This window comes from Streptomyces sp. NPDC033216 (assembly GCF_055577115.1).
Genome location: NZ_JBVIQK010000020.1, coordinates 86,840 through 101,155 on the forward strand (window position 1 = coordinate 86,840; position 14,316 = coordinate 101,155).

The 14,316-nt window shown below is 71.8% G+C and carries 8 protein-coding genes; 6 read left to right on the forward strand and 2 right to left on the reverse strand.

All coding sequences use genetic code 11. The features are described from left to right. Positions 1 to 10: 10 nt before the first annotated feature. The 4 genes from nuoL to recQ all read left to right on the forward strand — a co-directional run bounded on the left by nuoL (position 11) and on the right by recQ (position 7,606). Positions 11 to 2,002, forward strand: coding sequence for an NADH-quinone oxidoreductase subunit L (gene nuoL / locus ACZ5Y0_RS28890; RefSeq protein WP_469131620.1), 1,992 nt, complete (start codon positions 11 to 13; stop codon positions 2,000 to 2,002). Between the two features lie 5 nt (positions 2,003 to 2,007). Continuing rightward, positions 2,008 to 3,639 (forward strand): NADH-quinone oxidoreductase subunit M, encoded by a 1,632-nt coding sequence (locus ACZ5Y0_RS28895; RefSeq protein WP_469131621.1) that lies wholly within the window; start codon positions 2,008 to 2,010, stop codon positions 3,637 to 3,639. Next, entirely contained in the window at positions 3,636 to 5,285 is a 1,650-nt protein-coding gene (gene nuoN / locus ACZ5Y0_RS28900; RefSeq protein ID WP_469131622.1) for an NADH-quinone oxidoreductase subunit NuoN, read from the forward strand. The genes ACZ5Y0_RS28895 and nuoN overlap by 4 nt, the downstream gene beginning before the upstream one ends. 269 nt (positions 5,286 to 5,554) lie before the next feature. After that, a complete protein-coding gene (gene recQ / locus ACZ5Y0_RS28905; RefSeq protein WP_469131623.1) occupies positions 5,555 to 7,606 on the forward strand; it encodes a DNA helicase RecQ in 2,052 nt (683 codons plus the stop codon). Positions 7,607 to 7,660: 54 nt separating this feature from the next. Here the strand turns inward: recQ and ACZ5Y0_RS28910 are convergent, their stop codons facing one another. Together ACZ5Y0_RS28910 and fahA are read right to left on the reverse strand one after the other, a co-directional pair. Further along, positions 7,661 to 8,599 (reverse strand): M56 family metallopeptidase, encoded by a 939-nt coding sequence (locus tag ACZ5Y0_RS28910; RefSeq protein ID WP_469131654.1) that lies wholly within the window; start codon positions 8,597 to 8,599, stop codon positions 7,661 to 7,663. A 146-nt stretch (positions 8,600 to 8,745) separates the two neighbouring features. Next, on the reverse strand, positions 8,746 to 9,993 hold the full coding sequence (fahA, locus tag ACZ5Y0_RS28915; RefSeq protein ID WP_469131655.1) for a fumarylacetoacetase: 1,248 nt from the start codon (positions 9,991 to 9,993) through the stop codon (positions 8,746 to 8,748). Positions 9,994 to 10,420: 427 nt separating this feature from the next. On the opposite strand from fahA, the gene ACZ5Y0_RS28920 reads away from it, so the two are divergent. Together ACZ5Y0_RS28920 and ACZ5Y0_RS28925 are read left to right on the forward strand one after the other, a co-directional pair. Continuing rightward, positions 10,421 to 11,632: a DegT/DnrJ/EryC1/StrS family aminotransferase gene (locus ACZ5Y0_RS28920; RefSeq protein WP_469131624.1), complete on the forward strand. Its 1,212-nt coding sequence runs from the start codon at positions 10,421 to 10,423 to the stop codon at positions 11,630 to 11,632. Next, positions 11,625 to 14,279 (forward strand): lipopolysaccharide biosynthesis protein, encoded by a 2,655-nt coding sequence (locus tag ACZ5Y0_RS28925; RefSeq protein WP_469131625.1) that lies wholly within the window; start codon positions 11,625 to 11,627, stop codon positions 14,277 to 14,279. Before ACZ5Y0_RS28920 ends, ACZ5Y0_RS28925 begins: the two co-directional genes overlap by 8 nt. Positions 14,280 to 14,316: the final 37 nt, after the last annotated feature.

Here is a 14,316-nt window from a genome sequence, read left to right on the forward strand (position 1 = left end):
CGGAAGAATCGTGGAGAACCTGATTGCGCTGCTGATCGCGGCGCCCCTGCTCGGAGCGGCCGTCCTCCTGGTCGGCGGCCGGCGGCTCGACGCCGTCGGCCACTGGCTCGGCACACTGCTCGCGGCCGTCTCCTTCGTCATCGGCCTCGTCCTCTTCGCCGACCTGCTCGGCAAGGACGCCGACGACCGGACACTCACGCAACACCTGTTCAGCTGGATCCCGGTCGAGGGCTTCCAGGCGGACGCCGCCTTCCGGGTCGACCAGTTGTCGATGACGTTCGTCCTGCTGATCACGGGCGTCGGCTCGCTGATCCACCTGTACTCGATCGGGTACATGGAGCACGACGAGCGCCGCCGCCGCTTCTTCGGCTACCTGAACCTGTTCCTCGCGGCGATGCTCCTGCTCGTCCTCGCCGACAACTACCTGCTGCTGTACGTCGGCTGGGAGGGCGTCGGTCTCGCCTCCTACCTGCTGATCGGCTTCTGGCAGCACAAGCCCAGCGCCGCCACGGCCGCGAAGAAGGCCTTCCTGGTCAACCGCGTCGGTGACGTGGGCCTGTCGATCGCCATCATGCTGATGTTCACCACCTTCGGCACCTTCGCCTTCGGTCCCCTGCTGGGCACGCACGGGGAGGCCGGGCTCGCCGGTGACGCGAGCGAGGGCCGGCTCACCGCGATCGCCCTGATGCTGCTGCTCGCGGCCTGCGGCAAGTCCGCCCAGGTGCCGTTGCAGTCCTGGCTCGGGGACGCCATGGAGGGCCCGACGCCCGTCTCGGCCCTCATCCACGCGGCCACGATGGTGACCGCGGGCGTCTACCTGATCGTCCGCTCCGCGGCGATCTTCAACCTGGCGCCCGACGCACAGCTCGTCGTCACCGTCGTGGGTGCCGTCACGCTCCTGTTCGGTGCGATCGTCGGTTGCGCCAAGGACGACATCAAGAAGGCCCTGGCCGGCTCGACCATGTCGCAGATCGGCTACATGGTGCTGGCCGCCGGCCTCGGCCCCATCGGCTACGTCTTCGCGATCATGCACCTCGTGACGCACGGCTTCTTCAAGGCCGGTCTGTTCCTCGGCGCCGGTTCGGTCATGCACGGCATGAACGACGAGGTCGACATGCGCAAGTACGGCGGCCTGCGCACGTACATGCCGGTCACCTTCATCACCTTCGGCCTCGGATACCTCGCCATCATCGGCTTCCCGGGTCTGTCCGGCTTCTTCTCCAAGGACAAGATCATCGAGGCCGCCTTCGCCAAGGGCGGCACCGAGGGCTGGATCCTCGGCGGCTGCGCGCTGCTGGGCGCGGCCCTCACGGCGTACTACATGACGCGCGTGATGCTGATGACGTTCTTCGGCGAGGAGCGCTGGAAGAACCGGCCCACCCGCTCCCCGGAGGCGCCGAGCGCCGAGCCCGCCGCCGCACACGGCGGCGAGGCCGCCTCCGGTCATGCCGCCGCCGCGACGGGGGAGCCGCACCCGCACGAGTCCCCGAAGTCCATGACGATCCCGATGATCGTGCTGGCCTTCGGATCGGTCTTCGCCGGCGCCTTCTTCGGCATCGGCGACCGCTTCGTGCACTGGCTGGAGCCCGTCACGGGACACAGCCACGGCGACGCCCCGGTCAGCGCCCTGACGGTCACCCTCGCGACCATGGTGGTCCTGGTGATCGGCGTCGCCGCCGCCTACGTCCAGTACGGCCGCCGCCCCGTCCCGGTCGTCGCCCCGCGCGGGTCCCTGCTCACCAGGGCCGCCCGGCGCGATCTCCTCCAGGACGACTTCAACCACATCGTCCTGGTCCGCGGCGGCGAGCACCTCACGCGGTCCCTGGTGTACGTCGACCACACCCTGGTCGACGGCGTCGTCAACGGCACGGCGGCCTCGGTCGGCGGCCTCTCCGGACGCATGCGCAAACTCCAGAACGGCTTCGCGCGGTCGTACGCGGTCTCGATGTTCGGCGGTGCGGCGGTCCTCATCGCCGCGACCCTGCTGATGAGGGCGGTCTGATACCGATGTCCTTTCCTCTGCTGACAGCGACGGCGGCCCTCCCCGCGATCGGGGCGGTCGCCACGGCCGCCGTCCCGGCCGCGCGGCGCAACGCCGCCAAAGCGCTGGCGCTGGTGTTCTCGCTCGCCACGCTCGTCCTGGCGATCGTCGTCCTGGTCCGCTTCGACCCGGACGGCGACCGCTACCAGCTCACCGAGTCCCACTCCTGGATCGCCGAGTTCGGCGTCCGGTACGAACTCGGCGTGGACGGCATCGCGGTGGCGCTCATCGCGCTGACGGCGCTGCTGATCCCGTTCATCGTCCTCGCGGGATGGCACGACGCCGACCCTTCCCCAGGCTCTCGACTTCGGTCGAGCGGGGGAGGCACCCAGGAGACCGGCACTGAGCTGACCAGCGTCGCCGAGGGGCGGTGGCGGCCGACGCAGGGCTTCTTCGCCCTGATCCTCGCCGTCGAGGCGATGGTGATCATCTCCTTCGAGGCCACCGACGTCTTCCTCTTCTACATCTTCTTCGAAGCCATGCTGATCCCGATGTACTTCCTCATCGGCGGCTTCGGGGACCGGGCCCACGAGCACGGCGAGGAGGCGGCGTCCACCCAACGGTCGTACGCGGCCGTGAAGTTCCTGCTCTACAACCTGGCCGGCGGGCTGATCATGCTGGCCGCGGTGATCGGGCTGTACGTGGTCGCCGGGAACTTCTCGCTGGCGGAGATCGCGCAGGCCCGCGCCAACGGCTCGCTCGACATGGCGACGAACACCGAACGCTGGCTGTTCCTGGGCTTCTTCTTCGCCTTCGCCGTGAAGGCGCCCCTGTGGCCTCTCCATACCTGGTTGCCCAACGCCATGGGGGAGGCCACCACCCCGGTCGCCGTCCTCATCACGGCGGTCGTCGACAAGGTCGGCACCTTCGCGATGCTCCGCTTCTGCCTCCAACTGTTCCCGGAGGCGAGCAAGTGGGCCACGCCCGTGGTCCTCGTCCTCGCCGTGATCAGCATCATCTACGGCGCGCTCCTCGCCGTCGGGCAGCGGGACATCAAGCGGCTGGTGGCGTACGCGTCGATCTCGCACTTCGGCTTCATCATCCTGGGGATCTTCGCGATGACCAGCCAGGGCCAGTCCGGCGCGACGCTCTACATGGTCAACCACGGCATCTCGACGGCCGCCCTGATGCTGGTCGCCGGCTTCCTCATCTCGCGGCGCGGCTCGCGGCTCATCGCCGACTACGGCGGCGTGCAGAAGGTCGCCCCCGTGCTCGCCGGCACCTTCCTGATCGGCGGCCTCGCGACCCTGTCGCTGCCGGGACTGGCGCCGTTCGTGAGCGAGTTCCTGGTGCTGGTGGGGACGTTCTCCCGCTATCCGGCGATCGGCATCGTCGCCACGTTCGGCATCGTGCTCGCCGCGCTCTACACCCTCGTCCTCTACCAGAGGACGATGACCGGTCCCGTCAGACCCGAGGTCGCCACGATGCCGGACCTCCGCGCGCGTGAGCTGGTGGTCGTCGCCCCGTTGATCGTTCTGCTGATCTTCCTGGGCGTCTATCCGAAGCCCGTCACGGACATCGTCGACCCGGCGGTCAAGCAGACGCTGTCCGACGTACACAAGAAGGACCCCCAGCCCGAGGTGGAGGCGGCCAAGTGAGCACAGCAGTCGTCCACAGCCTGTGGACAACCGCGGCCGACCCGATCTCGAAGATCGACGCGCCGAAGATCGAATACGCACAGCTGTCGCCCACCCTGATCGTCGTGGGCGCGGCCGTCGTCGGGATCCTGGTCGAGGCATTCGTGCCGCGCAGATCCCGCTACCACGCCCAACTGTTCGTATCCGTCGTCGCCCTGGTCGCCGCGTTCGCCGCGGTGGTCGCACTGGCGGCGGACGGATACGGCACCACCAAGGCACACATCGCGGCGATGGGCGCGATCGCGGTCGACGGACCGGCCCTGTTCCTCCAGGGCACGATCCTGCTGTCCGCCCTCGTGGGCCTGTTCACCTTCGCCGAACGCCGGCTCGACCCGGAGGCCCACGGCAACCGCGTCGACTCCTTCGCCGCCCAGGCCGCCTCCGTGCCGGGCAGCGACAGCGAGAAGGCCGCGGTCAAGGCCGGATTCACCACCACCGAGGTCTTCCCGCTCCTGCTGTTCGCCGTCGCGGGCATGCTGGTCTTCCCGGCGGCCAACGACCTGCTGACCCTCTTCATCGCCCTGGAAGTCTTCTCGCTGCCGCTCTACCTGCTGTGCGCGCTGGCCCGCCGCAAGCGGCTCCTGTCGCAGGAGGCAGCGGTCAAGTACTTCCTCCTCGGTTCCTTCGCCTCCGCGTTCACCCTGTTCGGCATCGCCCTGCTCTACGGGTACGCCGGCTCGGTGTCCTACGCGACGATCGCGCAGGTCGTCGACGGCACGGTCACCGACGTCAGCCCGGCCCTCGCCGACACCATGGGCAACGACGTGCTGCTGCTCATCGGTGCCGCGATGATCGTGACGGGGCTGCTGTTCAAGGTCGGCGCGGTTCCGTTCCACATGTGGACACCGGACGTCTACCAGGGCGCGCCGACCCCCGTCACCGGCTTCATGGCCGCCGCCACCAAGGTGGCCGCCTTCGGCGCCCTGCTGCGGATCCTGTACGTCGTGCTGCCGGGCCTGCGCTGGGACTGGCGGCCGGTCATGTGGGGCGTCGCGGTCGTCACCATGCTGGGCGGCGCGATCGTGGCGATCACCCAGACCGACATCAAGCGGCTGCTGGCGTACTCGTCGATCGCCCACGCGGGATTCATCCTCGCGGGTGTCATCGCGACCACGCCGGACGGTGTCTCGTCCGTCCTCTTCTACCTGGCCGCGTACTCGTTCGTCACGGTCGGCGCGTTCGCCGTGGTGACGCTGGTGCGGGACGCCGGCGGCGAGGCGACGCACCTGTCCAAGTGGGCGGGGCTGGGCCGCCGGTCACCGCTGGTGGCGGCGGTGTTCGCGGTGTTCCTGCTGGCCTTCGCCGGTATTCCGCTGACCTCCGGGTTCGCCGGGAAGTTCGCCGTGTTCAAGGCGGCGGCGGAGGGTGGTGCGGCGCCGCTGGTCGTGGTCGGTGTGATCTCGTCGGCGATCGCCGCGTTCTTCTACATCCGCGTCATCGTCCTGATGTTCTTCAGCGAGCCGCGGCCCGAGGGCCCCACCGTCGCCGTGCCGTCGCCCCTGACGATGACGACGATCGGGGTGGGCGTGGCGGTCACCCTGGTGCTCGGCGTGGCACCGCAGTACTTCCTGGACCTGGCGAGCCAGGCGGGAGTGTTCGTGCGCTGACCTGCGAGGTTCGTGCGACGGGCCCCGGTTCCCGCAGAGGGATCCGGGGCCGTCGTGCGTGCCGGGCGGATGCGATGGGCGTACAGCGGGTGCGGCGGCGGGGGTGCGGCGCGCGTACGGGGCGGGTGCTCGCCACCGGGTCGGCTCGTGCGGACGCGGCATGGCGCGACCGAAAGGTCACCGCCGGCCTGTGGACAACTCCGGCGGTGTCAGTCCGGACCCCTATCGTGGACACCGTGGTCGAGGGACGACCTACGGGGGACGGGACGATGCGAGGGACGGGCGGGATCACGGAGATGCCAGGAACCACCGAGATGCCGGGGACGGAGAGCGAGGCGCTGGCCACGCTCCACCGGGTCTTCGGGTACGAGGCCTTCCGGGGCGAGCAGGGCGAGGTCGTCGAGCACGTCGTGGCCGGCGGGGACGCGGTCGTGCTCATGCCGACCGGCGGCGGCAAGTCGCTGTGCTACCAGATCCCCTCCCTCGTCCGACCGGGCACGGGCGTCGTCGTCTCTCCGCTGATCGCGCTGATGCAGGACCAGGTGGACGCGCTGCGGGCACTGGGCGTGCGCGCCGGGTTCATGAACTCCACGCAGGACTTCGACGAGCGGCGCACGGTCGAGGCCGAGTTCCTCGCCGGCGAGCTGGACCTGCTCTACCTCGCCCCGGAGCGGCTGCGCCTGGACGCCACGCTGAACCTGCTGTCCCGCGGCAAGATCGCGGTCTTCGCCATCGACGAGGCGCACTGCGTGTCCCAGTGGGGGCACGACTTCCGCCCGGACTACCTCTCCCTCTCCCTGCTCGGCGAGCGCTGGCCCGACGTCCCCCGGATCGCGCTCACGGCCACGGCCACCCACGCGACGCACCAGGAGATCACGCAGCGGCTGCGCATGCCGACGGCCCGGCACTTCGTGGCGAGCTTCGACCGGCCCAACATCCAGTACCGGATCGTGCCGAAGGCCGACCCCAAGAAGCAGCTGCTGGGCTTCCTGCGCGAGGAGCACGCGGGCGACGCGGGCATCGTCTACTGCCTCTCGCGCAACTCGGTGGAGAAGACCGCCGAGTTCCTCTCCCGCAACGGCATCGAGGCGGTGCCGTACCACGCCGGCCTGGACTCGGGCACGCGCGCGGCACACCAGTCCCGGTTCCTGCGGGAGGAAGGGCTGGTCGTGTGCGCGACCATCGCTTTCGGCATGGGCATCGACAAGCCGGACGTGCGGTTCGTGGCCCACCTCGACCTGCCCAAGTCGATCGAGGGCTACTACCAGGAGACGGGCCGCGCGGGCCGTGACGGACTGCCGTCGACCGCCTGGATGGCCTACGGCCTCAACGACGTCGTACAACAGCGCAAGATGATCCAGTCGAGCGAGGGCGACGAGGCGTTCCGGCGCCGGGCAGCCGCCCACCTCGACTCGATGCTGGCACTGTGCGAGACGGCCCGGTGCCGCCGCGGGCAGCTCCTGGCCTACTTCGGTCAGGAACCCGATCCCAACGGCTGCGGCAACTGCGACACCTGTCTGGCACCCCCACAGACCTGGGACGGCACGGTCGCGGCGCAGAAGGTGCTGTCGACGGTGGTGCGACTCCAGCGCGAGCGCGGCCAGAAGTTCGGCGCGGTGCAGATCGTCGACATCCTGATGGGCAAGCGCACGGCCAAGGTGATCCAGTTCGACCACGACCAGCTGTCGGTGTTCGGCATCGGCGAGGAGCTGTCCGAGGGCGAATGGCGCGGGGTCGTACGCCAGTTGCTGGCGCAGGGGTTGCTTGCCGTCGAGGGGGACTACGGCACGCTGGTGCTGACGGACTCCAGCGGCGAGGTGCTGCGGCGCGAGCGGGACGTGCCGCTGCGCAAGGAGCCGGAGAAGCCGATGACGGCGAAGACGCCGGGTTCCTCCTCCGGCAGGGGCAAAACGAAGGCCGCCGCCGTCGAGCTGCCCGAGACGCTGCTCCCCGCCTTCGAGGCGCTGCGCGCCTGGCGCGCCGAGCAGGCCCGCGAGCAGGGCGTTCCGGCCTACGTCATCTTCCACGACGCCACACTGCGGGAGATCGCCACCGCGTGGCCGACGTCCGTGGGCGAGCTGGGTGGGATCAGCGGGGTCGGCGAGAAGAAGCTGGCGACGTACGGGCAGGGTGTGATCGGCGTGCTGGCCTCGCTGGCCCCGGCGGGCGTGGCGCCGGAGTCGGCATCCGGGACCGCTGACTCCGGGACGGTCCCGGACCTCGCCCCCGCAGCGGGTGGCGTGCCGGCGCCCTCCGCGGACGGGCCCGACGACCACTGGCCCGAGATGGACGCGGAGCCGGAACCGGACGACTGGATGTAGACGACCGGTGACAAGGGGCTGGGGCGCCGGATTCCGGCCGTGCTCGGCCGGCGTTCAGCTCAGTGCGGTCAGCCCCGGGGCGAAGGTGATCAGCAGCGGGAGCAGGGGCACCAGCGCCGCCACGGTCGTCGTCAGGGCCCGGTGCCTGCGCAGCAGGCGTGGGGGCGGCTGGAGGAGGCGGTCCACGCGTTCGCCCAGGAGGCGGTGGGAGGACGCGCAGGACAGGACGCCCCGGTGCTGGTTCAGCTCGATCAGCGCGAGGGCCGTCGTGAGGTGACCGCAGCGGCGGGACGCCGTGTCGTCGGCGGAGAGTTCGACCAGCCGGTGGGTCTGGTCGCAGAAGTGGGCGAACAGCGGCACGCGCGGGAAGCCGGTCGCCAGGGCCGTCGACAGGTGCAGCAACCAGTCGTGGTGGGCGCGGGCGTGCCCCCGTTCATGGGTGAGGACCGCGTCGATCTGATGGGAGGTGAGGCGGTGCAGGGCACCGGTGGTCACGATCAGTTGAGGCGGGTTGCCGGGCATCCACCAGGCGTCCGGGTACTCGTCCTCGAGCACGAGCAGCGGTCCCCGGGCGGAGGGCAGTCCCGCGGGCAGGTCGGGGGCGCGTTCCCGCAGGTGGGCGCGGGTCCGGAGGCGGCGCCGACGGGCCTCGAACAGCTCGCGGCCGAGCATGGCGGTGGTCCAGGCGGCACCGCAGGCCAGCAGCAGTGTGAGGGCACTCGCCCACACCGGGGCGGTGGAGAGGTCGTAGGCCTCCGTCACGGCCGGGGGCGCCGGGGCGAAGACCCGGGTGCGGACGGTGTGGAAGACGGCGGCGGCCCCCAGCACCAGCGCCGTCAGGCAGCACAGCAGCACCGTGGCGACCAGGCACTGCCAGACCCACAGCGCGACCACCGGCTCCCGCTCGGGCCACTCGGCCCGGGTCAGCGCACGGGGGACCGGCACGGCGGCGGTCAGGGCGACGACGCTCAACAGGAGCAGGCAGAGGGTCATTGCCATGGGCTCCGGATCCTGGTCGGGGAAGACGGGGAGGAACGGGTCGGAGGCGCCGGACGGGGCCGTGCTCCGGGACGGTACGTGCGGCGGGCCCGGCGCGAGGACCGTGCCCGCCGCCAGTATGACGGGGCGGACCGCCGGAGTCAGCCCGTGAGAACCCGCCCGCTCACCTCGCCCAGACCGACCCGCACCCCGCCCGGACCCGGGGCCCACGCCGACAGGGTCACCACGTCCCCGTCCTCCAGGTACGTCCGCTTGCCGTCGGGGAGTTCCAGGGGGTCTCGACCGTTGCAGGTCAGCTCCAGGAGGGAGCCTCGCTGGTTGTCGGCGGGGCCGCTCACCGTGCCGGATCCGTACAGGTCGCCGGTGCGCAGGGAGGCGCCGTTGACCGTCAGGTGGGCGAGCTGCTGGGCTGCCGTCCAGTACATGGTGGAGAAGGGTGGCTCGGAGACGACGTGGCCGTTGACGGCGACCGAGATGCGCAGGTCGTAGCCGGCGGGTTCGGTGGCGGAGTCGTCGAGGTAGGGCAGCAGGGGGTGGGTGCGCTCGGGGGGTGAGAGCCGCGCGTCCTCCAGCGCCTCCAGCGGGGTGATCCACGCCGACACCGAGGTGGCGAAGGACTTGGCGAGGAAGGGGCCGAGGGGGACGTACTCCCAGGCCTGGATGTCGCGGGCCGACCAGTCGTTCAGGAGGCACAGGCCGAAGACGTGCTCGCGGAAGTCGGTCAGCGGGACCGGGTGCCCCTGCCGCGACGGCGTGCCCACCACGAAGCCGACCTCGGCCTCGATGTCGAGCCGCTGGGACGGGCCGAAGACGGGGGCCGGATCGGTGGGCGCCTTGCGCTGGCCCGAGGGGCGGACGACGTCCGTGCCGGACACCACGACCGTGCCGGCGCGGCCGTGGTAACCGATCGGCAGGTGCTTCCAGTTCGGCAGGAGGGTGTCCGTGGCGTCCGGGCGGAAGATGGCGCCCGCGTTCCGGGCGTGGTGCTCGGAGGCGTAGAAGTCGACGTAGTCGGCCACCTCGAAGGGGAGGTGCAGCCTCACCGAGGCCAGGGGGTGCAGGAAGGGGAGCAGCCTCCGCTGGTGGGCGGGGTCCGTGACCCACTCGGTCAGGGCGCTGCGCACCTCGGACCAGACCGTTCGGCCCGCCGCCATGAGCGGGTTGAGGGTCGGGCGGCTCAGCAGGGAGGCGTGCGGGGAGCCGAGGGCCCGGGCTGCCGCACCGGCGTCGAGGACGTGGCCGCCGAGCCGGACACCGACGGTCCGCTGTCCGGAGCCGGACTCCGACTCGGCTTGCGGGTCGGGGTCGGGGACGGGGAGGGAGAAGACGCCGTACGGAAGGTTGTGCGGGCCGAAGGGGTCGCCCTCGGGGAGGTCGAAGGGGGCCAAGGGGGGCATCGGGTGCTGCCTCACTTTCGTGCTCGCCATCTGTTCGCCAGGTCTGCACATGCGCTCGCCATGGCCGGGTGCCGGCCATGCGCAGGTGCTCCGCGGGTGCTCTGCGGGTGCGCCGAGCCGCCGCACACGTTACGGCTGACCTCGCGGGAGGGACACCGCAGCGGTACCCGAGTGACACAGGAGGCGGGAGATGAGGCGGCCGGTCGGAGCGCTCCGCTTCCGTTCGTGTACGGCAAGTTGTCCACAGCCCGTTCCGCAATCTTGACGGAGCGGTGCGAAAGGGGAGACTCTGGGCGGGTGCCGGAAGGCCTCGGGGAGGGGGCGTTCCCATGGCACATTTGGGGGGCGGATGGCCGTAGGGGAGGCCGGCCTCGCGTCGACGCGGCATGCTTCGCGGCCGAAACGGCTGGAAGAGACCATGCGCGGCCGACTCGGCCGGGAATGCGTGTACGTGCCGTCGTGCCGGTTCGGGCTGTTCGTGGCCTTGCGCCACTGGTGTCCGCCGGGCGGGCGGGTGTTGATGTCGCCGGTGAACGACGACGTGATCTTCTTCGTCGTGCTCGCGGCCGGACTCCGACCCGTGCAGGCGCCGTTGAACCCGCTGGACGCGTCGATCGACGTCGACGCCGTGCCGGACGAGACGTGGCGCTCGCTGTCCGCGGTCCTCACGACGAACCTGTACGGCAATCCGGACGACGCGCCGCGGCTGCGGGCGAAGTGCGACGCGTCGGGGATCCCGCTGTTGGAGGACGGGGCGCACGCCATCGGCAGCGAGGTGGCCGGCCGACCGGTCGGGACCTGGGGCGACGCCTCCGTCTTCAGCCTGTCCAAGCACGTCGGCGCCAAGGCGGGCGGTTTCCTGTCCTGCGCCGACGAGGGCGTGCGTGACGCGCTGGAGAAGACCTGCGAGGACCTGCTGCTGCCCGGACGGTTCACGGCCGAACTGGCCTACACGGTCCGGCCCTACGCCGAGGCGGCGGTCCGTGGGCTGCGGTTGCGGCGGGCCGCGTGGGCCACGATGCGGATGCTCGGGCTGATGGAGCGCGAGGAGATCCGGATGCCGTTGCGGGCGGGGGAACTGGCCCGGGCGGTCGGTGTGGCGCCGGACCTCACCGCGAGCGACTCCTGGGTCCGGGTCGACATGCACGACTACCGGTTGCGTTCCGGCGCGCTGCGGCTGGGCCGTGTCGTCCGCAAGCTCGACCGTCTCGACGAGGTCCTCGCCGCCTGCCGGGCGGGCACGGCACGGTTGCTGTCCACGCGGTGGGCGCGGCCGGTCACGGGCGGTGGCACGGGTGAGTCCGGTGCCATTCCGGCAGGGTCGGCGGTCGTCCGGCCCGACCCCCAACCCCTGTTCCGCGTTCCCCTGTTCGTCGCCGACCGCGATGCCGCCGTCGCGGCTCTCGCGCGACACGGAATCGTCGTCGGGTACCTCTACGACCCGCCGCTCGACGACTACGCGGGCGCCGACTTCACCGACCTCTCGCCGGATCCGGAAGGGGCCCGCTGGTTCGCCCGGCATGCGCTGCCGGTCGATCCCTTGCGGGCGTGGCAGGTCATCGACGTACTGGAGGAGTCCGGCGCGCGGCCGGCCGAGGCGAGGGGAGGGCTGGAGCCGACCCGTGGCTGACACTCAGGCCGGAACACCCGCCGTGACCCCGGCCGAGACGCGGGGCGCGGCGCGAGCCGGGGCGCCCGCCGGAACCGCGGTGGGCGCACCGGCCGGGGGTGGGGCCGAGTCATCCACCGGTGCCGGGCGCGGGGCGAGCGCCGGTCCGGGGGCCGGGACACCCGCCGGAACCGGAAGCAGGGAACACGCCGGAAGCAGGGAACACGCCGGGAGCACGGAACGCGCCGGGGCCGGGGCCGGGGCACCGTCGGGGGGCTCCGGTGACGGACGGGACTCCGACTCGCTGTTCCGCAACGCCTACTTCCTGATGCTCAGCACCGGTGTCTCCGCCGTGCTCGGCCTCGGCTTCTGGCTCGTGGCCGCCCGCTACTACACCGAGGAGGCCGTCGGCCAGGGCTCCGCCGCCATCGCCGCGATGCGCCTGCTGGCCAGCATCACGGCGACGACGATGATCGGCGCGGTCGTCCGCTTCGTCCCGCGCGCGGGACGGGCGACCGGCTCCTTGGTCTGGCGGGCGTACGCGGCGAGTTCGGTGGTGGTCACCGTCGCCGCCGTCGTCTTCCTGCTCACGCTCGACCTGTGGGGGGCGTCGTACGCGCCGCTCGGCACGACGGCCGCGGGAGCGGCGTTCGTCGTCGCGTGCGTGGCCTGGGCGCTGCTCACCCTCCAGGACGGGGTGCTGACCGGACTGCGCAGGTCCGGATGGGTTCCGGTCGGCAACGCGGTGTTCTCCGTCGGCAAGCTGATCCTGCTGATCGTGTTCGCCACCACCCTGCCTGCGCTCGGGATCTTCGTGTCCTGGGCGGCCGCGATCGCCTTCTCCACGCTGCCGCTGGGATGGCTGATCTTCCGCAAGCTCATTCCGCGCCAGGCCGCGGCCGACCGAGACCTGGAACCTCCCGGAGTCCGCGAGATGGGCCGGTTCCTGGCCGGGGACTCGCTCGGCGCGCTGTTCAGCCTGGCGATGATCAACCTGCTGCCGGTGATGGTCGCCGTCCGCTTCAGCGCGGCGGAGAACGGCTACTTCTACGTGGCCTACACCGTCGGCGGCACGATGGAGTTCATGGCCATCAACATGGCCTCCTCCCTCACCGCGCACGCCTCGCACGACCCGCGCCGGCTCGCCGACGGTGTCCGCGGGGCGCTGCGCCGCATGACGCTGCTGCTGGTGCCGGTGGTGCTGGTGCTGGTGGTGTTCGCGCCGCAGATCCTGCTGCCGTTCGACGATGACTATGCCGAACACGGCACCACGGTGCTGCGCTTGCTGGCCGCCGGGGCGCTGCCGCGGGTCGTGGTGGAGCTGTACATCGGGGTGCTGCGCGTGCAGGGCCGCACCGGCGTGCTCGCCGCGCTCCAGGGCGCCATGTGCACGCTGGTCCTGGGCAGCGCGGCCGTGCTGTTCACCCCGGCGGGCATCGCGGGCGCCGGCTGGGCGGTGCTGCTGAGCATGTCGCTGATCGCCCTCGTGTCGGTCGTCGGGCTCAAGGCGGCGCTCCGCGAGGCCGGCCCGGCGCCCGTCACCGCGCCGGCCGACGCCCCGCCCGCCGGGGTCCGGATCGTCCCGGCCGCCGCGACCGACGGCCCGCCGCCGGATGACGGCGCGCGCTGGGCCCGGCTGAACGCCACCGCCGGGTACGGCACGAACTGGGCGCGCCGGGCGGCGTACGAGCACGGCGCCTCCGACGAGGACACCGTCGCGCTGTTCATAGGCCGCCCCGGATACGAGCGCGAGGCACTCCAGGCGGAATCCCTCGCGGTGATCGTCCGTCCGCCCAAGGGCACACCGCCGGCCGAGCGCGACGAGGCGCCGGGCCCGCCGGTGCCCGACCACGAGGGCGAGGGCCTCTGGTCCGCGCGCGGACAGCGGTGGCTGCGCGCCGGGCTGTGGAGCCTCCTCGGCATCGCCACGGTGTCCTACGTCGTGGCGCTGCGGAAGCTGCCGTGGCTCGGCGGGCGGCTCACGGGCGGTCTCGCCGAGCCGTTGAGCGGGCGCGGGATGCTCGGCCTGCTGCCCGTCCCGGCACTCCTCGCCGGGGGAGCACTGCTGTCGTTGTTCGTCGCCGCCGTGACGCTGGGCGTGCGGCGCGACGCCTGGCTGCCGGGCACGGCGCTGGGAGCCGTCGCCCTCGCGTTGTACGCCGTACCTGTCGCTCTCGGACGGGAACCACGGGCACTGGCTGGGCCGTTCTACACGCGAACGGCGGATTTCTTCGCGCAGACCCTGGGCCTGCCCGGGCCCGAACCGCTGCTGCGCTGGGTGCCGCCGCTGTGTCAGCTGCTGTGTCTCGTGCTGCTGTGGCTGCTGCTCGACCGCATCGGTCAGCGCTTCGGCGACTTCCTGGGCGGGCGGCTGCCGTGGGCGGCGCGCTGGGGGATCGTCTATCTCGTCGCCGTGGGGGGCTGGGCGGGGAGGGAGGCGCTCGCGCCCGCCGCGCCGCCGACGCTCGGCCTGCTGTTCCTGCTCGTCCTGCTCCTGTCGCTCCGCCGCGCCGAGCCGCCGTCGGAGTCCGCGCCGGATCCCTGCCCGCCACGGGTGAACGACAGCGGCGGCGGCGGGGTCCGGACCGCGAGGGGTCCCGCCGCACACACCGCACGCGGCACCGCCGGCCCCACCACCGTCCGAAGCAGCGACCCGTCCAGCGACTGATCAAGCTCAGTGCCGAACCGCCAGGGGGGAACCGTCG